The sequence below is a fragment of the Nocardia sp. NPDC057227 genome, from assembly GCF_042669725.1.
GTDB lineage: Bacteria > Actinomycetota > Actinomycetes > Mycobacteriales > Mycobacteriaceae > Nocardia > Nocardia asteroides_A.
In genome coordinates this window covers 154578-178264 of the sequence record NZ_JBHUXA010000004.1, presented here as the reverse complement: position 1 = coordinate 178264, position 23687 = coordinate 154578, and the positions used below count along the sequence as shown (strand labels likewise).

Genomic DNA, 23687 nt, shown 5'->3' with positions numbered 1-23687 from the left:
GAATGGGTGAACCGGCTGACTCCGCGCGCCAGGCGGAATCCAGGGGGCTGCGCGCCGCGCGCGGGCGTCCGTAGGGTGGCTGGGGTCGGGCGGGAGAAGGGGAGTTGACTGTGACGGTACGCAATCCGTTCGCCGCGGACGGCAGCTGGCCGGATGTGGTGGTCACCGCGGTGGCGGCGACGACCTCGCTGGCGGGCACCGCCGACGAGACCTGGAGCAGGCTGCTCGCGGGCGAGTCCGGGATCACGAAGCTGGACCAGCCGTGGGTCGCCGAGCACGAGCTGCCGGTGCGGATCGGCGGTTCGCTGAAGGTGCCGCCGAGCGCCGAGCTCACCCGGGTCGAACTGCGCAGGCTCGCCTACGTGGAGCAGCTGGCGACGGTGCTCGGCAGGCAGGTGTGGGCGGCCGCGGGCAGCCCGGAGGTGGATCTGGACCGGCTGGCGGTGGCCATCGGCACCGGGCAGGGCGGCGGCGACGCGGTGGTCGCCGCGCGGGATGCGCTGGTGCGGCACGGGTATCGCAAGATCTCGCCGCTGGCGGTGCAGATGATGATGCCGAACGGGCCGTCCGCGGTGGTCGGGCTGGAGCTGCGGGCGCGGGCCGGGGTGGTGACGCCGGTGTCGGCCTGCTCCTCCGGGTCGGAGGCGATCGCGAACGCCTGGCAGATGATCGCCATGGGCGACGCCGACATCGTGGTGACCGGCGGCGTCGAGGGCTACATCGACCCGGTGCCGATCGCGGCGTTCTCCATGATGCGGGCCATGAGCACCCGCAACGACGACCCGGCCGCTGCCTCGCGGCCGTTCGACGCCGACCGGGACGGCTTCGTCTTCGGTGAGGCCGGTGCGCTGCTGGTGCTGGAGACCGAGGCGCACGCCCGGGCGCGCGGCGCGACGATCCTGGCCCGGGTGCTCGGCGCGGGCGTCACCTCGGACGGCTTCCACCTGGTCGCGCCGGACCCGGAGGGCGCGGGTGCGGCGCGCGCCATCACCAAGGCGCTGCGCCGGGCCGGGCTGGCAGGCGCCGATATCGGGCACGTGAACGCGCACGCCACCGCCACCCCGATCGGGGACACCGCGGAGGCGTCGGCGATCGCGAGCGCGGTGGGCACGCACCCGGCGGTCTACGCGCCGAAATCGGCGCTCGGCCACTCCATCGGCGCCTCCGGCGCGCTGGAGTCGGTGCTGACCGTCTTCAGCCTGCGCGACGAGATCATCCCGCCCACCCTGAACCTGGAGAACCAGGACCCGGCGATCGACCTGGACATCGTCGCGGGCGCACCGCGGACCGGCCGCTTCGACTACGCGGTGAACAACTCCTTCGGCTTCGGCGGCCACAATACGGCCCTGGTCTTCGGGCGCGCCTGAGCGCCATCGGAACTCGGGGCTGCGACCCGTTCCGGTGCCGACGCTGTCGGCGAGCCGCCCTTGACCGGAAACGCCCGAGGGCCGCCCGCTGAACTCGGCGGGCGGCCCTCGGCGTCGAACGGGTCAGGCGTCGAGCTTGGCCTCGATCGCCTCGATGATCTTCGGCCGCAGTTCGGCGGCGGAGATGATCGCGTCGACCGAGCCGACCTGGACGGCGCGCTGGATGCTGTGCACCCCGTCGAACTCGGCGGCCACCTGGCCCAGCTTCTCGGCCCGCACCGACCCGCGGAGCTCGTCCAGCTCGGCGGCGAGCGCGGCCCGCTCGGTGCCCGCCAGCGTGCCGAGCTGCTCCTCCCGATCCCGGATCCGGGAGTCGGCGGCGGTGCGCTTGTTCACCTCGTGCGAGAACACCACCGCCGCGGCGGGGGCGCCGCCGAGCACGGAGGCGAAGGAGCCCTCCAGCGCCAGCACCGTCATGTTCGGGTTCAGCGTCTTGGAGAACACCACGAAGGCGCCGCCGTGGTACCGGGAGATCACGGTGAAGACGATCGGGCCGTCGAAGTTGACGATGGCCCGGCCGATCTCGGCGCCGTACTCCAGCTGCAGCTTGCGCATGGACTCCGGGGAGCCGTCGAAGCCGGAGAGGTTGGCCAGCACCACCAGCGGCCGGTTGCCGCTGGCCGCGTTGATCGCCCGCGCGGTCTTCTTGGCCGACCGCGGGAAGAGCGTGCCCGCGGTGTAGGTGTCCGGCCCGTCGGTGGACGGGAAGCCGCGCCGCGGCACCCCGCGCGACTCGATGCCGACCAGGCAGACCGGGATGCCGCCCAGCCGCGCGTCCTGCACCACCGAGGTATCGGCGTCGGCCATGCCCGCCCAGCGCTCCAGCACCTCGTGGTCCTGGTCGGCGACGGCCCGCATGACGGTGCGGATGTCGAACGGCTTCTTGCGATCCGGGTTCTTGGCCGCCGAGAAGATCTCGCCGACCGTGCTGAAATCGCTGTCCGTCGCGGTGTGCGGGAAATCGGAGATGTCGCGGCCGACCGGGTCGGTGGTCGGCACCCGGCGCGGCGACTGCTCGCCGGGCGCGATGTAGGTGTGGTCGTAGTGCGCCATCAGTACGTCGCGGGCGGCGGTCAGGTTCGGCGCCCAGTACTGCGCCTGGCCGTTCGGGCCCATGACCCGGTCGTAGCCGCCGATGCCGAAGTTGTCCTCGGCCGAGACGCCGCCGGAGAAGTCCAGCGCCTGCTTGCCGGTGAGCACCATGGCCGAATCCGGCGTCATCACCAGCACGCCCTTGGTGTGCATGAGCATGGTGGCCTCGGCGTTCCAGTACGGCTGCGCGCCGACATTGATACCGGTGACCACGATATTGATCTCGCCGCCGTCCTGGGTGAACTCGACGATCCGCTTGAGCGCGGCCGCCACCCAGTCCATGTTCTCGGTGCCGGAGTCCATCGAGATCCGGGCCCCGGAGGAGAGCGCGTACCACTCCAGCGGCACCCGCAGCTGCTCGGCCAGGTCCAGCGCCGCGATCACCCGGCGGCACTCCGGCTCCGACAGCGCGCCCAGCGACTTGATCGGGTCGCCGAGCAGCACCACGCGGGTGACGCCGTCCGGATGATGCGCGGTCTTCGTGCTGACCACGCCCGCGACGATCGCGGCCTTGTTGCGGCCCTTCGGCCGGTCGACCGGGACCAGCGCGTGCGCGGCGTCCAGGTCGTACTCGGCGAAATCGCCGAGCAGCCCGACCAGTTCGTACGGGTAGACGGTATTGCGGCTCGCGGCGCGCAGCACCTTCTGCCGGTACTCGTCCAGCGGCTCGACCGCCTCGTCGGTGCGGTCACCGATGGTCACGGTGGTGCCGGTCTGGTCGAAGCCGATCCGCACCGCGACCTTGACCAGCTCACCGGTCTTCGGATCGGTGTGCCGCGCGATGATCAGGATCTCCTCCAGCCCGGCACCGGCCGGCTGGATGCGCTCGACGATGGTGTCCAGCTCGGCCCTGGTCAGGTCGACCGGCGGCCAGATGTACATGACGATCCGGTTGGTGTTGAACTTCGCCGCCGAGCGGCGCAGCGCGCGCGCCCTGCGGATCGAGTCCAGGCAGGCGGCCACGGTGTTCTCGGCGGTGGGCAGCGCGAGCAGCCTGCCCTCGTGGTCGCGCAGCGCGGTCAGGTCGCGGACCTGGGTGAAGGCGACCAGCCGCTCGTCGGCCGGGTTCTCCTTCGCCACGCTGCGGAACAGGTACACCTCCTCGTCCGAGGAGGGCTGGCGGGTCAGGTCGAACTTGCGCAGCCTGGTCATCTGCATGCGGTGCGCGATGTAGGGGTGCAGGCCGCGGATGAGCCGTTCCTCGGTCATGCCGGTGGCCGACGGGCGGAACGTGAAGTGGTGGTGCATGACCGCCCCGCCGCTGCCTGCGACGGTGATGGTGATCCGGTGCACCTGGTTCGGCAGCGCCCTCGTCGCGAGCACGTCCTGCAGGACGGCGGCGGTGGCGTCGAAGTCCTCCGGCTGCCCCTCCCAGCTCAGGTAGATGTCGGCCTCGATGGAGGCGGCGCCGCCTGCCAGCTCGGTGAGCCCGGTGAGCGTGGCGTCCAGCGCGTCGAACCGCACCGCGGCCGAGACCAGGCTCAGCCCCTTGCGCTCGGCGACGACGAAGGTGTTGCCGCCCGCCTGCTGGGTGCGGACGTCGGTGAGCCCCTTGTTGCCGTAGTAGCGCCTGGTCAGCACCTCGAGCATGACGGTGTTGTCCAGATCGCCGCGGACCAGGCGCTGGCCGAGCAGCCGGACCAGCGGCTCGGTGCTGCGCACCATCTCCGCGATCCGGTCGGCGCGGTCGGCGGCGGCCGGATCGGCGTCCAGGTGCCGCAGGTGCTTGCGCACCTTCGTGTAGACCTCGGCGCGGTTGCGGCGCAGCAGCGGCTGGCCGTACCAGGAGTAGACCAGGCCGCGGGCCAGGTCGGCGATCGCGGGGAAGCGCACCTGGGTGGCGCCGACGAGGCGCTCCAGGGTCAGCCCGACCGGCTCGCGCAGCGCGCGCTCCGGGGTCGGCTCGGCCAGCCACTCGCGCAGCAGCGCGGTGATCACCTCGACGGTGTCGGCCGGGCGCTGCTGGGCCAGGAAGATGCGGAAGACCGCGGCCTCCAGGTCGGGCGTGCGGTCGAGCTCGGAGACGCCGTAGTGGCCGAGTGCCTTGGCCACCTTGACCCGGTAGGGCTCGGGCAGCCCGGCGCGCTCGACGTCCAGGCTCTGGATGTAGGTGTGGAAGTACTCGCGGGCGCTGTGCACGTGGCTGTGCCCGCCGCCGTCCTCCTCCAGGGACCGGTTGTGCCCGAGCTCGGCGATATCGGCGAAGACCTCGATCAGCTCGACCTCCTCCGACAGCGGGCGCCGGTTGTCGGCGACCGCGGCGCGGCGGGCGGTGAGGTACTCGGCGAGCACCCGGCGGTCGTCGTGCGGGTCGACGTCGAAGCCGAGCAGCAGGCTGCGCAGATCCTGCAGCCCGCGCCCGACCCGCTCGTGCGGCTGCGCCGGGACCGGCTGCTCCGGCAGGTCCAGCTCGACGGTCTGCTCCTCGACGACCTCGGCCTCGTCGTCCTCGTCCGCGAGCGGCTCCAGCCGCAGCAGCGGGGCGCCGGTCTCGACCTGGGTGCCGACGGTGACCGCGGACTCCTTGAGCCTGGCCCGGAACGGCGCGCGCAGCACCGTCTCCATCTTCATGGACTCCAGCACCAGCACCGGCGCTCCGGCCTCGACCTCGTCGCCGACCTGCAGCGGGGTCGCGACGACCAGCGCGGGCGCGGGGGAGCGGACGATGCCGCCCTCGGCCCGGCTGATCCGGTGCGTGACGCCGTCGACGTCGACCAGGTGCACGGGGCCGTGCGTGCCGGTGGTGAGCCGGTAGCGGGTGCCGTTGACCACGATCTGGCCGGTGTGGTGGTCGAAGCGCTCCAGATCCACGTCGGCGGTGCGCAGGTCGTCGCCCGCCTCGACGCCGACCCGGAAGCGGTGCGCGCCGATCCGCGCGACCCGCACCCGGTAGGCGACGCCGCGCAGCTCGAGGTCGTGCGGGCGGCCGCTCTGGTGCTGCACCTGCGGGCGCCCGCCCGCGGCGGTGGAGAGCAGCCGGTCGCGCTCGACCCGCTCCTCCTCCTCGTAGGCGTCGATGGCGGCGGCCGCGACGGCGACCGTGGAGTGCCGGTGCGAGACCAGGCGCCCCTCGGTGCGCACCCGGTCGATCCAGCCGGTGTCGGCGCTGGCGTCGATCACCTCGGGCTGGGCCAGCAGGTCGAGCACGAAGCTCTTGTTGGTGGCGCCGCCCTCGATGACCACGCGGGTCTGCTGCATGGCCCGGCGCAGCCGGCCGAGCGCCTGCTCGCGGTTGCTGCCGTAGGCGATGATCTTGGCGATCATGGAGTCGAAGTCGGCGGGGATGGTGTCGCCCTCGCTGACGCCGGTGTCCACCCGGATGCCGGGCCCCGCGGGCAGGTCGAGCCGGGCGATCCGGCCGGGGGCGGGCGCGAAGTCGCGATCCGGGTCCTCGGCGTTCAGCCTGGCCTCGATGGCGTGGCCGCGCTCGGCGGGCGGGGTGCCCTCCAGCTTCCCGCCCGACGCCACGTGCAGCTGCGCGCGGACCAGGTCGAAGCCGGTGGTGAGCTCGGTGATCGGGTGCTCCACCTGGAGCCGGGTGTTCACCTCGAGGAAGGCGAAGAGCCGGTCACCGGGGTGGTACAGGAACTCGACGGTCGCCGCGCCGCGGTACCCGACCCGCACGGCGAGCCGCTCGGCCGAGGACTTCAGCTCGGCGGTCTGCTCGGCCGAGAGCACCGGCGATGCCGACTCCTCGATGATCTTCTGGTTGCGCCGCTGCACCGAGCAGTCGCGCACGCCGAGCGCCCACGCGGTGCCCTGGCCGTCGGCGATGACCTGCACCTCGACGTGCCGCGCGCCGGTGACCAGGCGCTCCAGGAAGACGACGCCGCTGCCGAAGGCGCGCGCCGCCTCCTGCCTGGTGCGCTCGTAGGCGTCGACCAGCTCGTCGCCGTTGGTGATCACCCGGATACCGCGGCCGCCGCCACCGGCGGTCGCCTTCAGCATCAGCGGGTAGCCGATCTGCTCGGCGGCGGCGAGCGCGGCGTCGACGGAATCGACCGCGCCACGGCTCCACGGCGCCACCGGGACGCCGACCTCCTCGGCGATCAGCTTCGCGCCGATCTTGTCGCCCAGCTTGCGCATGGCATCGGCGTTCGGGCCGATGAAGGTGATGCCGATCTGCTCACAGAGCTCGGCGAAGGCGGGATCCTCTGCCACGAAGCCCCAGCCGACCCAGGCGGCATCCGCCCCGGTGGCGCGGAGCGCCTGCTCGAGGACCTTCAGGTCGAGGTAGGGGCGGGCAGCGGCCGGACCGAGGTCGTAGGCGATATCGGCTTCGCGCACGAACGTCGCGTTCCGGTCGACATCGGTATACAGAGCGACGGTCTCGATGGGTACCGCCGTCTCCGCGGCCAGGTCCCGGACGGCGTGGATGAGGCGCATGGCGGCCTCGCCCCGGTTCACGATGGCGATGCGGCTGAACACTCGACGAATCCTTCCTCTCCTGAGATCGGTACGGTGGGCGAGGGGGACGCGCCTCCCGAGTGCGCCCAGTGTGCACCCTACGGTGCCGTAACCTCACCCCGATCTGCGGTTACCCGTGCGTATGTTGTCTTTTCTATCGCCGGGGCGTGACGTTTCGCAGCGTAGGCGCACGGGTGGCCGGGCGAAACCCGCCGAGCGCGGGTCTCGCTTCCCGGGCGCGTCCTCGTTCTCCCGGGGTAGCCCGATCCCGTACCGCGGGGTGATGCCCGCGCGGGGAGTACGTTCCTAGCGTCGTTCGCATGATGATCCGGCGCACGGGCCCCGACTTCGCGTACATCGTCCTCGGACTGCCGCTGGCCGTCCTCGCCTTCGGTCTCACCGTGCCGCTGTTCGCGGCCGGTCTCGGCACGGCGGTCGTCTTCGTCGGCATCCCGCTGCTCGCGCTGACGCTGCTGCTGGCGCGCGGCTTCGCCGACATCGAACGCGTCCGCCTCGCGCACCTGACCGGAAGGGCGACGCCGCGGCGCGCCTACGCCCCCGCGCCGGAGCGGGCGGGCTGGTTCCGCCGCCGCACCGCCCCGATCACCCAGCCGCAGAGTTGGCTGGATCTGCTGTTCGCCGTGCTGAACCTGCCGATCGCGATCGTCACCTTCGTCCTGTCGATCACCTGGTGGGCCGTGGCGCTGGGCGGGCTGACGTACTGGTTCTGGGGCCGGTTCATCCCGCGGGGTGACAGCGGTGACGTCGTCATCGAGACGATGATGGGTGCCGACACCGCCGCCAACCGGACGATCTTCTACACCCTCGCCGGTGTCGCGGCACTGCTCACCGTCCCGTTCGTCCAGCGCGCCTGCGCCGCCCTGCAGTCCGCCTTCGCGCAGGTCCTGCTCACCCGGCTCGTCGTCACGCAGGGGCATACGCAGTACGTGACCACCGCTTCGGTGGAGCTCACCGTCTCGCCGTAGTGGTCAGTACCGGTAGAACCCGCGACCGGACTTCTTCCCGAGGTGCCCTGCATCGACCATCCGGCGCAGCAGCGCGGGCGGCGCCTGGTGCGGCTCGGCGAACTCGCCGTACAGCGACTCCGCGGCCGAGAGCGCGACGTCGAGGCCGATGGTGTCGAGCAGGGTCAGCGGGCCCATGGGGTAGCCGCAGCCGCCCTTCATGGCGGTGTCGATGTCCTCGGCCGATGCGTAGCCGGAGTCGAGCATCCGCACTGCCTGGCACAGGTAGGGGATGAGCAGGGCGTTGACGATGAACCCGGCCCGGTCCCCGGCGCGCACGGCCGTCTTGCCGAGGGTGCCGGTGACGTAATCGGCGACGGCAAGGGCGGCGGCGTCGTCGGTGACGAGGGTCGAGATGATCTCGACCAGCGGCATCACCGGGACGGGGTTGAAGAAGTGCACGCCGACGACCCGCTCGGGCCTGCGGGTGGCGGTGGCCATCTTGATCACCGGGATGGAGGAGGTGTTGGTGGCCAGGATCGTGTCCTGGCCGGTCACCTCGTCCAGCCGGGTGAAGATCTGCCGCTTGAGCTCCTCGATCTCGGGTGCGGCCTCGATGACGAGGTCGCGCTCGGCCAGGTCGCTGTAGTCGGTGCTCACCCGCAGCCGCTCGAGCACCGCCGCGGCGTCGGCCTCGGCGAGCTTGCCCCTGCGTACCGCCCGGTCGAGGGAATCCCGCACGCGCTGCTGCGCGGCGTCCGCGTACTCGCTCTTGACCTCGAGGATGACGACATCGCTGCCCGACCGCAGGCAGACTTCCGCGATTCCGGCACCCATGGTGCCGCCGCCGACAACGCCGATCTTCTGCACTGTGAACCTCCCGGGCGATGTGTCGCCACACGTTGTCGTGGCGCATGAATCGTGCCCGATGGAGCTGCGGTGCCGCACCATCGGGGGGCACCTGTTGTGCACTGTTACGACGGGGAGGGCGGTTCGTGCTGTGACGGCACCGTGGTCGGTGCACCGAGCGGGGGATGGTCGAGGACGCGTGGCCGGTACTCGACCAGCTGGATGCCGCCGTCGAAGGTGCGGTGTTCGATCATCTCGAGCGCGATATCGGGATAGCCGTCGTAGATCCGCTCCGCGCCGGTGGCGCCGGTGATGACGGGGAACATCACGACCCGGAATCGGTCGACGAGTCCGGCGCGCAGCAGGGACCGGCACAGGCTCAGGCTGCCGATCGTGGTGAGCAGGCCCGAGCCACGCGCTTTCATGCCGCGGACCGCCTCGACCGCGTCGTCGCGAACGAGTGTGGAGTTGGCCCACGTCAACGGCTGTTCGAGCGAGGAGGAGAAGACCACCTTCGGCGCTGCGGTGAGCCCGTCGACGGAGGCCTGTTCGTCCGGCCGGAACTCGTCCTGGCCGTCGGGGACCTCGCCGGCGGCGAAGCCCGACATGAGGCGGTAGGTATTCGCCCCCATCAGGTGGGTGGCCTCCGGCTGTTCGCCGAGCCAGGCGAGGTACTCCGGACCCTCGAGGCCCCAGAACCCGGGCCATCCTTCTCCCGATGCGTAGCCGTCGAGGGAGGTGATGAAGTCGACGAGAAGCTCCGCCATGGTGCTGTCCTTTCCCGTGGTGTCACGAGCTTCGACGGCCCGGGAGCCGCGAATTCATCGGTCGGCCCCCGGGTCCGGCTCTCGGCAGGGACGGAGCCGAGTCGGCACTACGCCATGGCGAGCCGTTGCACCGGTCCGACTCCTCGGCTCCGGTCGTACCGGTTCACCGGCATCGTCGGGATGGCGGTACGCGTCGTGCCTCTCGAGCGCGCAGCCGTCCCCGCTCGGGCGCCGTCGGTCACCCGGAAGAAGCCCCTCGATCCCCTCGGCGTTCAGCGCCGCACGCTCTCCCCGACCCAGAGCGCCGCGCGCTCGACCGCGGCGCGCGACTCGTCGGTGTGGTCGAGGATGTCGAAGCTGTGCTGCCCGTTCGGCACGTCGATCACCTCGACGCGGATGTCGTGCCGGTCGGCGGCCTCGGTGAAGGCGGTCACCCCGGCCGCGACCTCCGGCGCCTCGCGCCCGGCCCGGGTGAGCAGCACCGGCAGCGCACCGGCGTCCGCGACCGCGTCGACCGGGGAGAAGCGGGGGTCGACGCCCCAGCCGTCGGGCGCGGCGAGCAGCGGGTAGGTGAGCGCCAGGCAGCGCAGCCACGGCGGCGGCTCGCGCAGCCAGTCGGCGGCGAGCAGCCCGCCGCCGGAGAAGAACCAGAGCGCGACCCGCTCCGGATCGGCCTCGGGCAGCGCCCTGGCCCGCTGCACGGCGTCGGCGACGTCCGCGGCGGCGTCGGCGTAGGCGGCCGGGCTGTGCAGGCGGTGGGCGACGGTGACCGCGAGCAGTCCCTGTCCGGCCAGCAGCGCGCCGTACCCGGCGAACATCGGCCAGTCGCGCGGGGCGACCGGTAGATCGGGGGGCACCGGCCCGCCGTGCACCAGCACGACCACCGGGTGCGGGTCCGGCCCGGGCGAGTAGATGTCGATCGTGCCCTCCCGGCGCCGCGGATGCTCGGGCAGGGTCAGCACGAAGGGCTGGAGATACGAGGGAACCGCCACGGTCCCAAACTATCCGACCACCCGCGCAACCGGTTTCGCGCCGCAGGCGGCGCCTTCCGCGTCGTGTGCCGCATCATGGCTCGGGGTGGGATCACCGTGGCGGGGCCGTCAGCCGAATCGGTCCACGAGGAATCGGCGGAGTCTGCCCAGCGGGCCGGCGAGGGTTTCGCCGAGGCGGTCGAGCGTGTGATTCGTGGCCTGTTCACTCCACGACAGCACGCCGTCGAGGCCGAGCAGGTACGCGACGGGCAGGACGATGGACGCAACCCCTACGAGCACCAGAATCGGAAACACGATGAGACTACCGAGGCCCTTGGCGATGCCGAGGGCGGCCGCGTGCTCGGGATCGTCCGGCCTGTAGACCACGGTGATCCGCGCACCGATTCGGGGGCGGCTCGGGACCGTGTCGGACAGCGCGAGGTGGCGGAGTTCTCCGGTCGCCGCGGTGAATTCGACAGCGGGCCGGTAAACGCGATGGTCATCGGAGTCGCGTTCCTCGCCGACCGAGGTGATGGTGCCCCGTGCCCGATGCCCCCGCAGCCACAGTGTCGCGCGCTCGATGGTCTGCCGGAGAATTCCGAGGCCGATGAAGAGCTGTCCCACTCCGACCAGGACCACCGCCGCAGCGCCCACGTAGTCCCAGAAGCCGTGCACGGGAACAGGATATGGATCCGAAGTGAAGTCGACGGGTCCCGTGAGCGGCGATCACCTGAACAGGAGGCGGTGCGCTGTCGATCGCGCAGTGTCGGCGTTGCGGTGTAATGACATCCCGGGGCAGTCGAATTCGCTACGCAGATCGGTCATACTCGACGAGAAGGCGATTCCGATGCAGCTCGCGGGGGCCTGATGATCGCTACAGCCCGTTTTCGTCGACCGGACGTGTCACCCGTCCGTGCCATCCGCTGCCGGCTCCGCAGCGTCGTGCGCCGACTCCGCTCGCTCGACGGGTCGTTGGACCTGGGTCGGGGGAGCTGGTAGTTCCGTCGGGGCCGCCGCCTTGCTCGGCAGCACGAGCACCGCGAGCACGACTCCGGCCAGCAGCAGCACGGCCGCCACCGCGAAGCCGGTGGTGTAGCCGGCGTGCGCGGCCAGCGCCGGAGTCGCTGCCCCGGATCCGGCCGCGCTGTGCGTCGCGACGGTGACCAGCACGGCGAGCCCGATGGTGCCGCCGAGCTGGCGCGAACTGTTCAGCACCGCCGAGGCGAGCCCCGCTCGGTGCTCCGGGATCCCGGCGGTGGCCGCTTTGCTCACCAGCACGAGTGAGCCGCCGATGCCGGAGCCGGCCAGCAGCGAGGGCAGGAAGACCCCGCTCCAGAAGGCGGTGTGGTCCGGGATGAGCGCGAAGACCGCGAGCCCGCCCGCGCCGATCGTGCCGAGCACCGCGATGGCGAGCCGGACCCCGAAGCGCGCCTCCAGCCGCAACCCCGCCACGATCCCGGCGACCACGAAGGCGCAGAACGGCAGGAACATGAGTCCGGTGACGATGGGCGAGACGCCCCACACCTGCTGGATGGTCAGCGACGCGAAGTAGAACGCGGCGAGCTGCCCTGCCGAGAGCAGCAGCCCGAAGAGGTTGGCGCCGAGCACGCCGCGGTGCCGGAACAGCTCGAGCGGCACCAGTGGGTGCCGCACCCTGGCCTCGGTGACCACGAACGCCACCAGCAGCACCACCGCCGCGCCGAACCCGGCCAGCGCCCGCCCCGAGCCCCAGCCGTGGCTGCCCGCCTCGGTGACGCCCTGCACCAGCGCGGCCACTCCGGCGGTGACCAGCACCGCGCCCAGCCGGTCCAGCCGGGCGCCCGGCTGCGCGGACCGGCCCCGGCGCACGCCGCGCAGCACCGCGACCAGGGCAATGACAACGATCGGCACATTCACGAACATCACCGACCGCCAGCCCAGCGTCTCGGTGAGCACGCCGCTGAGCACGACCCCGACCGCGCCGCCGCCCGCACCCGCCGCGCTCCACAGCCCGAGCGCCCGCCCGCGCAGCGCCTCGGGCACCTCGGTATTGATCAGCGCGAGCGAGGCGGGGGCGACGAAGGCCGCGCCGAGCCCCTGCACCGCGCGGGCCGCGACCAGCAGCGCGGGAGAGCAGGCCAGCCCGCCCGCGACGCTCGCGACGCCGAACACCAGCAACCCGCCCACCAGCACCGCGCGCCTGCCGTAGAGGTCGCCCGCGCGGCCGCCGAGCAGCAGGAATCCGGCGAAGGTGAGCAGGTAGGCGGCGACCACCCACTGCAGGTCGGCGGCGCCGAAGCCGAGCTCGGCGGCGATATCGGGCAGGGCGATATTGACCAGGGAGACGTCGAGCGCCACCAGGAACTGCACCAGGAAGACCGTGGTCAACAGGGCGGCGATCCCGTAGGGGCCGACCCGGCCCAGCGTGCTCTCCCGTTCTATTTCGTACATGTACGGGAAGGGTAGCCTAACCGGCCGGGCGTGACCAGGGCTTCGGTCATGATGGGGAGATGGCACCGCCGAGCACCCTCGACCGCGCGACGATCGTCGACGCCGCCATCCGCATGCTCGAGCGGGACGGCATCGACGGGCTCAGCATGCGCGGCCTCGCGGCCGAGCTCGGCTCCAAGCCGATGACGCTCTACCACCACGTGCCGAGCAAGTCGGCGCTGCTGCAACTGGCGCTGACCGAGCTGGCCGCCCGGATCCCGTGGGCGGAGCCGACCGGCGCGCCGCGGGAGCGGATGATCGCGGTCGTCGCCGATATGTACGACCGGCTCGGCGAGATCCGCTGGGTCGTCCCGATCCTCGGTCTCGGCACGCACGTCGGTGCCCCCGCTCTCGTGGTCGCCGACCTCTTCATCGCGGCGGCGATGGAGCTCGGGCTCTCCGGTGCCGAGGCGCTCGCGCTGTGGCGCGCGGTCTGGTGGCTGGTCGCGGCCGAGTTGCTGTGGCAGTCGAACGCCGCCCGCCGCCCGCCAGGCGAACAGCTCTGGTACGAGCGCGTGGATCCCGCCGAGCTGGCCCACCTCCCCGCCATTGCCCGGCTACTGCCCGAATGGTCCGAGCTCAGCGGCGGTTTCGACCTGCGTCACGCGATCGCCGATCAGATCGACGGTGCGCTCGCCCGGATACTCGGCTGAGCCGCCGCGGCGAGCGCCGCGCCGACGTGCAGCGGGCCGATTCCGGCCCTCGTCACCAGCCCGCGTCGAAGTGGCTGGTGGACAGGGTGTTCCAGGCCGCGGCCCAGCCGTCGGCCGGTCGCTCGCAGCGCCAGATCGTGACCCCGGCGGAGAGCCCGGGGAAGCCGAGCGGGCGATCGGCCGTTGTCACCGCGGTCGCGTCGGGGAAGAGCGCGCGCCAGCCGGGCTCCGGCGCTCCGGCGAGCACGTAGAGGACGGTCCGCGCGCTCTCCGGCGGCGCTCCGAACGGCGCGTAGCCGCGGTTCGGACTGTAGATCGACGGCAGCTCGGTGAGCGCCTCCAACCCCGCTGCCTGCCAGTAGTTCTCGGTGACGATCGGGGTGCCCGCCGGGACCCGCTCATACCCCTTCTCGACGGCGGCGGTGAACTCCGCCCAGCCGGTGGTGCCGGTGAACCGCAGCCGGTCCGACATCTCCCGCTGGGTCCGGGCAGGCTCCCGCACGGCGGGTACCGGCAGCGCGAAGAGCAGCACCAGGGTGAGCGCCAGCGAGATCGCGCCGAGCGCGGCGGCGCCGAGCCGGAACAGCGCCCGGCTGTGCACCACCGCCACCGCGCCGACCCCGAACAGCACCGGGAAGAGCCCGGCCAGGTAGTAGGGGCGCCCGCCGGCCAGGCCGACGAAGGCGGCGAGCAACGCGGCCGCCGCCGTCAGGAACCGGTAGTCGCGCAGCTCCGGCGTGCGCACCAGCGCCCACAGCCCGGCCAGCCCGAGCGCCGTCCCGAGCGGCCCGGTGAGCGAGATGATGTGCACCGGCAGCTGAATGATCCCGCCTGCCACCGCCAGCTGCTCGCCCCGGATCACCGAACCCATACCGAACTGTGGCCAGCCGTGCGCGGCCTGCCAGGCCAGGGCGGGCACGGTCGTGAGCGCGGCGACCCCGCCCGCCACCCACAGCGCCCGCCTGCCGAACAGCGCGCGCGGCCCGAAGGCAAGCACGCCCGCCGCGACCGCCGCGAGCAGCACGGGCACCAGCGGCTTCACCTGGAAGGCGAGCGCCGCGGTGAGCGCGACGCCGACGAGCAGCCCGTCCGCCCTGGTGCGCACCCAGCGCACGAGGAGCCAGAGCAGCAGCGCCACCAGCAGCGAGTCGACGGCGAAGGTGGAGAGCGAGGCGGACTGGAAGATCAGGAACGGGGCCCCGGCCGCGCCCACCGCGGCGAACACCTGCGCCCGGCGGTCGCCGCCGAACTCCCTCGCGCACACCGCCGTCAGGATCACCGAGCCGACGGCACAGAGGATGGCGGGCAGCCGGAACACCGTGCGCGAGCCGGGCGCGACGGCGTCCATGGCGTAGGCGAGCAGCGGCAGCACCGGCCCCTGGTCGACGTAGCTCACCGCGGGCCGGTGCCCGGCGGCGAGGAAGTACAGCTCGTCGCCGTACCAGTCGTAGCGCCCGGCCCGCAGCAGCAGGAGGGCGAGCGTGCCGAGCGCGATCACCGTCACCCAGCCGGTCGCGAAGGCGGGCAGCGGGTCGGTGGCCCGGTACCCGGTGATCGGGACCGGGAGCGCGCGGGCGAGCCTGGTGCGCACGGCGGTGCGGTCGGTCATGCGGTGCTCCGCTCCGGCGCGCAGTGATCGCCGCATCCGGCCTGGATCACGGGCGTCTTCCTCTCGTACGCACAGAACTGCGGCACGCGGTCGAGTGAACCGCACGAACCGGTGGGGATCGATCGTTCGGGGCGAATTTGTGATCGCTACCAGCGCATCGGAAATCGATTTGCAGCGCATCCCAAGAACCGGGGAAACGGCCCTTCCCGGCGGTGCGCGGGCTCTAGCGTCGCGGTGATCCGCATCCAGTGCGCCCCGGAGGTTCCCGTGCTCGATCATGGCCGTGCCCTGCTGCGCTCCTGCTGCCTCGTGCTCCCGCTGCTGGCCGCCGCGGCGCTCGCCGCCCCGGTCCAGGCGGACCCGCCGACCACCGAGGCGGCGGCCAGGTTGCTGAGCGTGACCCCGGGGGAGGGCAGGGCGCAGCGGGTCACGGTGCACTCCGCCGCCATGCGCGCGGACATGGGGCTCACCGTCTTCCCCGCCCGCGACCCCGACGCCCCCGCCCCGGTGCTCTACCTGCTCAACGGCTCCGCGGGCGGTATCGACGGCAGCAGCTGGACCGACCACGCCGACCTGGCAGGCTTCTTCGCGGGCGAACAGGTGACGGTCGTGGTCCCCGACGGCGGCGAGGGCAGCTACTTCACCGACTGGCGGGTGGACGACCCCGCGCTCGGCAGGCAGCGCTGGGCCACCTTCCTCACCGCCGAGCTGCCCGCACTGATCGACGCCGAGTTCGACGGCACCGGCGCCGACGCCGTCGCCGGGATCTCCATGGCCGCCGCCTCGGTCTTCCAGCTCGCCGTCGCCGCGCCCGGCCGGTACCGGGCCGTCGGCTCCTACAGCGGCTGCGTGCGCACCTCCGACCCGGTCGGCCAGGCCATGGTCGCCGCCGTCGTCGCGCGCTGGCAGGGTAACCCGGTCAACATGTGGGGCCCGTTCACCGACCCAGCCTGGGCTGCCAACGACGCCTACCTGCAGGCCGAGAAGCTGCGCGGGGCCACGCTCTACGTCAGCTCGGGCAGCGGCGCCCCCGGCCGCTTCGACACCGTCGAGGAGCTCGACGGCAACCCGGGCAAACTCGCCGACCAGATCACGCTCGGCGGCGCGCTGGAGGCCATCACCGCGCGCTGCACGCACCAGCTCCAAGCTCGCCTTCGGCAGCTGGACATCCCCGCGACCTTCGACTTCCGCCCCACCGGTACGCACTCCTGGAAGTACTGGGAGCAGGACCTGCACAACTCGTGGCCGCTGTTCCGCGCGGCGCTGAACCGGTGAGCCACCGTTGTGACGGCTACCAGTGGGCAGCCCGATGTTTGAGCGTCCGTCCCAAATTCGCGCGAACCGACTTGCCGGAAACGGAGAGCGCGGCTTAGCGTTCGCCCTCACAACTGTTCGGTGATGCACGGGAGGTGCCTCGTGGCCGTTCCCGGTGCGCGGAGAGCGCGGCGTTCGCTGCTGCGTTGCGGCGGGTTCGCCGTGCCGCTGCTCGCCGCCGCCGTGCTCGCCACGCCGGTGTCCGCCGCCCCCGCGCCGGCGCTCACGCCGGACGGGCCCGGCATCGTCCAGGGCGGATCGCGGCTGGTGGCGACGAACCGGACGGCGAGCCGGGCGCTCGAGGTCAGCGTGTACTCGGCGGCCATGCGCCAGGACATCGCGCTCACCGTGCTCCCGGCGAAGGACGCGGCCGCGCCCGCGCCGGTGCTCTACCTGCTGAACGGCTCCAGCGGCGGCGACCTCGGCAGCAGCTGGCTCGAGCAGACCGACGTGCTCGACTTCCTCGCGAGCGAGCAGGTCACCGTCGTCATCCCGAACGGCGGCGCGGGCAGCTACTACGCCGACTGGCGGATCGACGACCCGCTGCTCGGCAGGCAGCGCTGGACCACCTTCCTCACCCGCGAGCTGCCGCCGATCGTGAACGCCGCCTTCCACGGCACCGGCGCCAACGCGGTGGCCGGGATCTCCATGGCCGCCACCTCGGCGCTGCAGCTCGCGGTGGCGGAGCCGGGGCTGTACCGGGCGGTGGGCTCCTACAGCGGCTGCGTCCGGATCTCCGACCCGCGCGGGCAGGCGGCGGTGGCCGCGGTGGTCGGGCGCTGGGGCGGCGACCCGGCGAACATGTGGGGGCCCTTCACCGACCCGGCGTGGTCGGCCAACGACGCCTACCTGCACGCCGACCAGCTGCGCGGCACCCTGCTCTACATCACCACCGGCACCGGCCTGCCCGGCCCGCTGGACACCGTCGACCCGGCCCGCGACACCCCGGGCGAGCTGCTCGACCGGATCACCGTCGGCGGCGTGCTGGAGGCGATCACCGACGAGTGCACGCACCAGCTCCGGGATCGCCTGACGGAGCTGGAGATCCCCGCGACCTTCGACTTCCGCCCCGCGGGCACCCACTCCTGGGCCTACTGGGAGCAGGACCTGCACAACTCCTGGCCGCTCTTCCGGGACGCGCTCGCCGGGCGGTAGCGGGCGTGCCTGCCGGTTGTCCCCGCCGGGCGTGGCGGTTGTTCGACTTCCCGTGCCGCCCTGGCTTCGATCTCCGTTCATGGGACGCGAATTCGAGTGGCTGTGGGTGGCGTACACGATCAGCGCCTGCGGCACCTGGCTGGCCTTCGACGCCTTCGCGGTGCTCGCGGTCCGTGCACTGGACGCCGGGCCGGGCGCGGTGTCGCTGCTGGCCGCCGCGGGCCCCGCGGCCGGTGCGCTGCTCGCGCTTCCGCTCGGCCCGGTGGTGGAGTTCCGGCGCAAGCGTCCGGTGCTGGTGGCGATGGACCTGCTGCGCGGGGCGGTGCTGCTCAGCGTCCCGGCCGGCTATGCGCTCGGGGTGCTCGGCTTCGCGCAGCTGCTGGTCGTGGCGATCGTGGTCGGCACCGCCGATCTCACCTTCACCGCGGCGAGCGGGGCCTATCTGAAGAGCCTGGTGCGCCCGGAGCTGCTGCTCCGGGCCAACGGCCGCTTCGAGGCGACCACCTGGACCGCCGCCCTGTTCGGGCCGCCGCTCGGCGGCGTCGCCGTCGGGCTCTGCGGTCCGGCGGTGACGGTGCTCGCGAATGCGGTGAGCTTCCTGCTCTCGGCCGCCGCGCTGCGCGGCGCGGGCACGGCGGAGCGACCGCCGGTGCGGGCCGGGGGAGCGCGGCTGCGCGCGGCCGACCTGCTCGCGGGCTGGTGGCAGCTGCTCACCGACCCGCTGCTGCGGCCGCTGCTCGGCAATGTCGTGCTGGTGAACGGGCTGATCATGGCGACGGCGCCGCTACTGGCGGTGCTCATGCTCGGCCCGCTCGGCTTCACCCCGTGGCAGTACGGCCTCGCCTTCGCCCTGCCCTGCGCGGGCGGACTGCTCGGCGCCCGGCTGGCCCGGCCGCTCGCCGCGCGGTTCGGGCAGCGCCGGGTGCTGCTCGGCGCGGGGGTGGCGCGGGTGTGCTGGCCGATCGGGCTGGTGTTCGTCGGGCCGGGGACCGGCGGGTTGCTGCTGGTGACGGCGGTGCAGTCCGGGCTGGTGCTGAGCAGCGCGGTGTTCACTCCGATCGTGGCAACCGTGCGGCTGAACGCGCTCCCCGCGGCGGTGGTCACCCCTTCGCTCGCGGCGTGGTCGGTCGGCACGAAGGGCGGGACGGCGGCGTTGATCGCGCTCGCCGGGCTGGTCGCGGCGGTGACCGATGCCCGCACCGCGCTCGGGGTCGCCGGGGTGCTGCTGCTCGGGACGCCGCTGCTGCTGCTCCCGGTCAGCCGAGCCGGTCGAGCAGCGCCCGCGGCCCTTCCGTCCGCGCCCCCAGTGCCTCGACCCGGCGCCGCAGTTCCCGATCCGCCGTCACCACGGTGACATCGGTGCCTGCCGCGGCCACCGCCACGATGGTGTCGTCGCCGGAGCCGGGCGCGGCGACCACCCGCACCCCGGCGTACTCGGTGCCGTCGAGCGCGGCCTTCGCGGCGCCCTCGAGTACCACGACCACCTCGTCCGGCAGCGCGGCGGCGGCCAGTTCGGCGAGCAGCCTGCGCGCGGCGCCCGCCCGGTCCCGCCACCAGCCGTCGGCCCTGGCACCGACCACGTTCGCGGCATCGACGACGATCATCCGCCCACCCTACGAGCCGGGTTTCCCCGGCACCGGCCCGGGCATCCGGCGCACATGACTGCCGACGAGGTGACCCCGGACCAGCTCCGCGCCCTGCTGACCGCCGACGAAACCGCCGCGCTCGTCCTGACCGGCGGCCAGGTCACCCAGGTAACCGGCTGGACCGACGACTCCCTGGACGGCCTCCTCGTGGTCGACCGCGCCGACCTGCACGCCCGGCTCGGCGCCGACTCGGACCCCACCGCGCTGCGGGACGCCGCCGCCGCGCTGACCGAGGAAGTGCGGTTGCGCGGCGCCTAGCGCCGCCGCGGGCCGAATCCCCGGTGCCGGTGGTGAAACGCCCGCGGGGTGCGCGGGCCATATTCCTCCGACAGCCACCCAAGCCGGAGGAAGCCCATGCCGCACTACCTGCTCGCCAGCGTCCCCATCCACGGCCACGTGACGCCGCTGCTCGCGATCGCCGCCGACCTCGCCGGGCGCGGCGACCGGGTGAGCTTCCTGACCGGGCAGCGCTTCGCCGACGCGGTCACCGCGACCGGCGCCGAGTTCCTCCCGCTGCCCGCCGCAGCCGACTACGACGACCGGCTGCTCAGCGCGCGGGAACCCGGCCCCGGCGGGATCGCCGGGCTGCGCCGGGACATCACCGACACCTTCCTGAAGCCGGCCCGCGCCCAGTACGACGCACTGCACGCCCGCACCGTGGCGAGCTCCGCCCCGCCGGACGTGGTGATCGCCGACCCGACCTTCATGGGCGCGGCGCTGCTGGCCGGGCACGACCGGGAGCTCCGGCCGCCGATCGTCTCGGCCGGGGTGGTGCCGCTGCCCCTCTCCTCCACCGCGGTGCCGCCCTTCGGGCTGGCCATGGCGCCGCTGCGCGGACCGCTGAACGGGCCGCGCAACGCCGTGCTGCACACCCTGGTGCGGCGGGTGCTGTTCGCGCCGGTGCAGCGGGATCTGGACGCGATGTTCCGCGAGTTGCACGGCCGCCCGGTCGGCGCCTTCCTCTTCGACCTGCAGCGCACGCTCGACGCGGTGGTGCAGCTCTCGGTCCCCGGCTTCGAGTACCCGCGCCCGGACGCCGGGGTGCCGATCCGCTTCGCCGGCCCGATCATCCCGGCCACCAGGGGCGGCGAGCTGCCGCCGTGGTGGGACGAGCTCGACGCGGGGCGCCCGGTCGTGCTGGTCACCCAGGGCACCATCGCCAACACCGATCACACCGAGTTGATCCGGCCGACCATCGACGCGCTGGCGGACGAGGACGCGCTGGTGGTCGTCACCACCGGGGGACGGCCGGTCGCCGAGCTCGGCGCGCTGCCGGGCAATGTCCGCGCCGCACAGTTCCTTCCGTACGATCTGCTCTTCCCCCGGCTCGCCGTCTTCGTCACCAACGGCGGCTACGGCGGCGTGCACTACGCGCTCGCGCACGGCGTCCCGCTCGTGGTGGCGGGCGCGACCGAGGACAAGCCCGAGGTGGCCGCCCGGGTCGCCTGGTCCGGTACCGGTATCGACCTGCGTACCGGCCGACCGACGCCCGCGGCGCTGCGGCGTGCGGTGCGGGCGGTGCTCGGCACTCCGCGCTACCGGCAGGCCGCGGCGCGGCTGGCGGGCGAAATCGAGGCCGCGGGCGGCGTCGACGAACTCGTGGCGGTGGTCGCCGCCCTCGGCCGCGGCGAGCGGTTGCCGATCGGCTGATCCGTCAGCCGGAGAGGCGGAGCACGGCGGCGGCGGTGAGCGTGGGCAGCGCCGCGTGCGGGCCGATCTCGGTGTCGCGCACGAAGGTCCGGACCAGGTTCACGTAGAGCAGGGTGCGGTCGAGCGGGGTGGCGGCGGTGGCCGCGCAGAGGTCGGCGAGGTTGCGTTCGGTCTGCGCGAGCAGGGTCGCGGCCGAGCGGGAGCGCTCGTCGCAGGCGGCGGACTCCGGGTGCGGGGGCGCGTCGCTGAGCCGGGTCAGTGCGGCGGCGGCGAAGACCGCGAGCTCTTCGGTCTCCGGTGTGCTGGCGAACCGCTCGGTGAGCTGCATGAACCGGGTGACCCGGTCGGCGCGCGGCATGGCGGCCGCCACCGCCGCCAGGCAGGAGTCGAGGCTCGCCTCGGCCTGCGCGCACTCCTGATCGGCGCGGGCCAGCGCCGCGGTCTCGATCCCTCCTCGCATCCGAGGAGAATATCATTCTCCTCGGTCGCCGGGCAGGTCCCGAGCACCCCTTCACCGCCGCGCGGCCCACGACGGCTGCCCGGGTGGTTGTATGGGGTGATGCGAACCCGCTTCCACCAGGACCTCGAACAGCTCGCCGTGATGCTCGAGCAGATGTGCCTGGGGGACCGGAACGCCATCGCGATGGCCACCGACGCCCTGCTGAACGCCGATATCGAACAGGCGGAGCGGGCGATCGACCTGTGCGCGCTGGTGGCCGCGATGGGCGAGGAGTGCGAGGAGTCCGCGGTCATGCTGCTCGCGCTGCAGGCGCCGGTCGCCTCCGAGCTGCGCCGGGTGGTGACCGCGCTGCAACTCTCCGGCAACCTCGCCAGGATGGGCGGGCTCTGCGCGCACCTCGCCGAACTGGTGCGCCGCCGGCACCCGGAGCCGGTGGTGCCTGACTCGCTGCGCGGCACCGTCGCCGAGATGGGCGCGGCCGCGGTACACATGGCCGACAGCGCGGCCAGGGTGCTCGCCACCGGCGACGCCGAGGGCGCGGCCGGGCTGGATGCCGAGGACGACGTCATGGACGGGCTGCACCGCGACCTGCTCAACGCCGTGCTCGGCCCGGAGTTCTACGACGGCGCGCCGACCGCGGTGGATCTGGCGCTGCTCGGCCGCTACTACGAGCGCTTCGCCGACCACACCGTCGAGGTCGGGCGCCGCACCGTCTTCATGGCAACCGGCGCCGTGCTGCCGGAGTGACCGCGCGGGTCAGCGCAGGTCGGCCACGTCCAGCCCGAGCATGTCCAGCAGCGCGCTGCACTCGGCGGCATCACGGGAGTGATCGGCCACCGTCTTGGCGGCCAGCGCGGCCCGCTGCTCGTCGGCCACCTTCTCGGCAGCGCGCACGTGCGCGAAGGTCATGACTGCGTCGTGGTCGGACTCGGTGGTGCGGGGCGCGGGCAATGCTGCTCCTCGTTTCGTCCCGGCGGGAACCCGGGTGCCGTCACCCGAAGCCGGAAACGGCGGGCGCCGCCCCGGGGACCGGGAGCGGCTTCGCCGATCGACCTGACGCTACCCCGTCCGCGTCGCCTTCCGCCCATCTACCGGGGAAAGCCCACGTCGACGGCTACCCCGCGACGGCGTGGTGCGCGTGCGCGATGAGCGCCGAGCGCAGCGTCCAGGCGCCGTCGACGGTGGTCAGGTCGTAGCCGGTGAGCCGGGTGATCCGCTTGATCCGCATGTCCAGGGTGTTCGGGTGGATGCGCAGCTCGCGGGCGGTGCGGCGGCGGCGCAGCTCGTTGCGCATGTGCGTGCGCAGGGTGGTCAGCAGGTCCGGCTGCTCCTCGAGCGGGCGGAGCACGGCGGCGAGCCGGTCGCGGGCCGGGCCGGGGAGCGTCAGCTGATACTCCAGCGCCATGTCCTCGAAGAGGTAGAGCCCGCTCGGGTAGTGCAGCGCGGTCAGCGTGCCGAGCAGCCGCCGCACCCGCTGCGCGGCGGCCGGGATGCGCGGCACCGCGGCCGATTCGACCGTGGCGAGCAGGGTGACCTCGGCGGCGTCGGTCAGCTCGGCAACGAGGGCGCGCAGCTCACCGGAGCCCTGACGGTCCGCGGGGAGCAGCACGATGCCGCCGGTGTCGTCCAGCAGCGCGAGCACGTCCTCGCCGCAGCGCCCGGTCAGCACCGCACTGACCCGGCGCAGCCGCCGGAGCGGCTCGTCGTCGTCGGCGAGGTCGGCGGCGAGCGCGAGCACCAGGTAGCGCGGGGCGATCCGGATGCCGCACGCGGCGGCGGGACCCGCGTCCAGGTTGCCCGCGAGCAGCGCCGAGGTCATGGCGCGCACGGTGTGCCGTCGCTCGTCGATCAGGATCCGCAGTTCACGCAGGTAGCAGGTGGCGACGGTGGTGATCATCAGGTCGAGCACCTCGACCACCCGGCGCAGCCTGCCCGCCAGGTCCGGCTCGCCGCACGCGGCCGCGAGATCGAGGGCGGTGCCGACCGCGTCATGGATGGCGTGCTGGATGGTGTCGAGCGGCACTTCGTCGCGGGCGCCGTGCACCGCCAGCTGCTCCAGCCGGGCGACGGCGCCGGGCCCGTCGTGGCCGTCGAGCAGCGTCCGAGCACACTCGGCGCAGGTGCGCGTAAGCGTGTCGTTACCGGCGATTCGAAGTGCGGTCATGTCCGTGGCTGCCGATCGGTCCTATCCGAGAGCCGGTCCGGCCCCGCTCGATGCGTATTAAGTTACTGAAGATTCTGCCATCTGCCTAG

Annotated in this window: 20 protein-coding genes; 9 read left to right on the top strand and 11 right to left on the bottom strand. The window is 73.0% G+C overall.

The genetic code is table 11. The annotated features are described in order from the left end of the window. Window positions 1–104: 104 nt before the first annotated feature. Window positions 105–1367 carry a KasA/KasB family beta-ketoacyl-ACP synthase gene (locus ACFUJ1_RS08720; protein WP_378644055.1) on the top strand — a complete coding sequence of 421 codons (1263 nt, stop codon included), beginning with the start codon at window positions 105–107 and terminating at the stop codon, window positions 1365–1367. Window positions 1368–1490: 123 nt separating this feature from the next. On the opposite strand, the gene ACFUJ1_RS08715 is transcribed toward ACFUJ1_RS08720, so the two are convergent. Further along, window positions 1491–6947, bottom strand: a complete 5457-nt coding sequence (locus ACFUJ1_RS08715; RefSeq protein ID WP_378644054.1) for a carboxyl transferase domain-containing protein — start codon at window positions 6945–6947, stop codon at window positions 1491–1493. A gap of 299 nt (window positions 6948–7246) precedes the next feature. On the opposite strand from ACFUJ1_RS08715, the gene ACFUJ1_RS08710 reads away from it, so the two are divergent. Further along, entirely contained in the window at window positions 7247–7912 is a 666-nt protein-coding gene (locus ACFUJ1_RS08710) for a sensor domain-containing protein (protein WP_378644052.1), read from the top strand. 3 nt (window positions 7913–7915) lie between these two features. On the opposite strand, the gene ACFUJ1_RS08705 is transcribed toward ACFUJ1_RS08710, so the two are convergent. From ACFUJ1_RS08705 to ACFUJ1_RS08685, 5 genes are all read right to left on the bottom strand, one after another. Then, window positions 7916–8761 (bottom strand): 3-hydroxybutyryl-CoA dehydrogenase, encoded by an 846-nt coding sequence (locus tag ACFUJ1_RS08705; RefSeq protein ID WP_378644051.1) that lies wholly within the window; start codon window positions 8759–8761, stop codon window positions 7916–7918. Between the two features lie 104 nt (window positions 8762–8865). Continuing rightward, on the bottom strand, window positions 8866–9507 hold the full coding sequence (locus tag ACFUJ1_RS08700) for a dihydrofolate reductase family protein (RefSeq protein WP_378644049.1): 642 nt from the start codon (window positions 9505–9507) through the stop codon (window positions 8866–8868). Between the two features lie 272 nt (window positions 9508–9779). Continuing rightward, window positions 9780–10499: an alpha/beta hydrolase gene (locus ACFUJ1_RS08695; RefSeq protein ID WP_378644048.1), complete on the bottom strand. Its 720-nt coding sequence runs from the start codon at window positions 10497–10499 to the stop codon at window positions 9780–9782. 108 nt (window positions 10500–10607) lie between these two features. Further along, a complete protein-coding gene (locus tag ACFUJ1_RS08690; protein ID WP_378644046.1) occupies window positions 10608–11153 on the bottom strand; it encodes a DUF3592 domain-containing protein in 546 nt (181 codons plus the stop codon). Window positions 11154–11381: 228 nt separating this feature from the next. Then, complete coding sequence (locus ACFUJ1_RS08685; RefSeq protein WP_378644045.1) at window positions 11382–12908, bottom strand: MFS transporter; 1527 nt, start codon at window positions 12906–12908, stop codon at window positions 11382–11384. 59 nt (window positions 12909–12967) lie between these two features. Here ACFUJ1_RS08685 and ACFUJ1_RS08680 point away from each other — a divergent pair, with 59 nt between their 5' ends. Continuing rightward, entirely contained in the window at window positions 12968–13600 is a 633-nt protein-coding gene (locus tag ACFUJ1_RS08680; protein WP_378644043.1) for a TetR/AcrR family transcriptional regulator, read from the top strand. A 52-nt stretch (window positions 13601–13652) separates the two neighbouring features. On the opposite strand, the gene ACFUJ1_RS08675 is transcribed toward ACFUJ1_RS08680, so the two are convergent. Continuing rightward, entirely contained in the window at window positions 13653–15209 is a 1557-nt protein-coding gene (locus tag ACFUJ1_RS08675) for a glycosyltransferase family 39 protein (protein ID WP_378644041.1), read from the bottom strand. A 267-nt stretch (window positions 15210–15476) separates the two neighbouring features. Between ACFUJ1_RS08675 and ACFUJ1_RS08670 the strand changes: the two genes are divergently transcribed. The 3 genes from ACFUJ1_RS08670 (at window position 15477) to ACFUJ1_RS08660 (ending at window position 19032) form a co-directional block, all read left to right on the top strand. Beyond that, complete coding sequence (locus tag ACFUJ1_RS08670; RefSeq protein ID WP_378644039.1) at window positions 15477–16484, top strand: alpha/beta hydrolase; 1008 nt, start codon at window positions 15477–15479, stop codon at window positions 16482–16484. Window positions 16485–16625: 141 nt separating this feature from the next. After that, window positions 16626–17678, top strand: coding sequence for an alpha/beta hydrolase (locus ACFUJ1_RS08665; RefSeq protein ID WP_378644037.1), 1053 nt, complete (start codon window positions 16626–16628; stop codon window positions 17676–17678). A gap of 79 nt (window positions 17679–17757) precedes the next feature. Continuing rightward, window positions 17758–19032, top strand: a complete 1275-nt coding sequence (locus ACFUJ1_RS08660; RefSeq protein WP_378644035.1) for an MFS transporter — start codon at window positions 17758–17760, stop codon at window positions 19030–19032. On the opposite strand, the gene ACFUJ1_RS08655 is transcribed toward ACFUJ1_RS08660, so the two are convergent. Next, entirely contained in the window at window positions 18935–19282 is a 348-nt protein-coding gene (locus ACFUJ1_RS08655; RefSeq protein ID WP_378644033.1) for a hypothetical protein, read from the bottom strand. The two genes, ACFUJ1_RS08660 and ACFUJ1_RS08655, sit on opposite strands and share 98 nt — an antisense overlap. Before the next feature lie 54 nt (window positions 19283–19336). Here ACFUJ1_RS08655 and ACFUJ1_RS08650 point away from each other — a divergent pair, with 54 nt between their 5' ends. Both ACFUJ1_RS08650 and ACFUJ1_RS08645 read left to right on the top strand, forming a co-directional pair. Next, window positions 19337–19582: a hypothetical protein gene (locus tag ACFUJ1_RS08650; protein ID WP_378644032.1), complete on the top strand. Its 246-nt coding sequence runs from the start codon at window positions 19337–19339 to the stop codon at window positions 19580–19582. Between the two features lie 96 nt (window positions 19583–19678). Further along, on the top strand, window positions 19679–20974 hold the full coding sequence (locus tag ACFUJ1_RS08645; RefSeq protein WP_378644031.1) for a glycosyltransferase: 1296 nt from the start codon (window positions 19679–19681) through the stop codon (window positions 20972–20974). 4 nt (window positions 20975–20978) lie between these two features. On the opposite strand, the gene ACFUJ1_RS08640 is transcribed toward ACFUJ1_RS08645, so the two are convergent. Further along, a complete protein-coding gene (locus ACFUJ1_RS08640; protein ID WP_378644030.1) occupies window positions 20979–21434 on the bottom strand; it encodes a hypothetical protein in 456 nt (151 codons plus the stop codon). 99 nt (window positions 21435–21533) lie between these two features. Here ACFUJ1_RS08640 and ACFUJ1_RS08635 point away from each other — a divergent pair, with 99 nt between their 5' ends. Continuing rightward, entirely contained in the window at window positions 21534–22181 is a 648-nt protein-coding gene (locus ACFUJ1_RS08635; protein ID WP_378644029.1) for a phosphate uptake regulator PhoU, read from the top strand. A 9-nt stretch (window positions 22182–22190) separates the two neighbouring features. Here the strand turns inward: ACFUJ1_RS08635 and ACFUJ1_RS08630 are convergent, their stop codons facing one another. Both ACFUJ1_RS08630 and ACFUJ1_RS08625 read right to left on the bottom strand, forming a co-directional pair. Further along, window positions 22191–22385, bottom strand: coding sequence for a hypothetical protein (locus tag ACFUJ1_RS08630; RefSeq protein ID WP_378644028.1), 195 nt, complete (start codon window positions 22383–22385; stop codon window positions 22191–22193). 163 nt (window positions 22386–22548) lie between these two features. Beyond that, a complete protein-coding gene (locus ACFUJ1_RS08625) occupies window positions 22549–23598 on the bottom strand; it encodes a PucR family transcriptional regulator (RefSeq protein WP_378644027.1) in 1050 nt (349 codons plus the stop codon). Window positions 23599–23687: the final 89 nt, after the last annotated feature.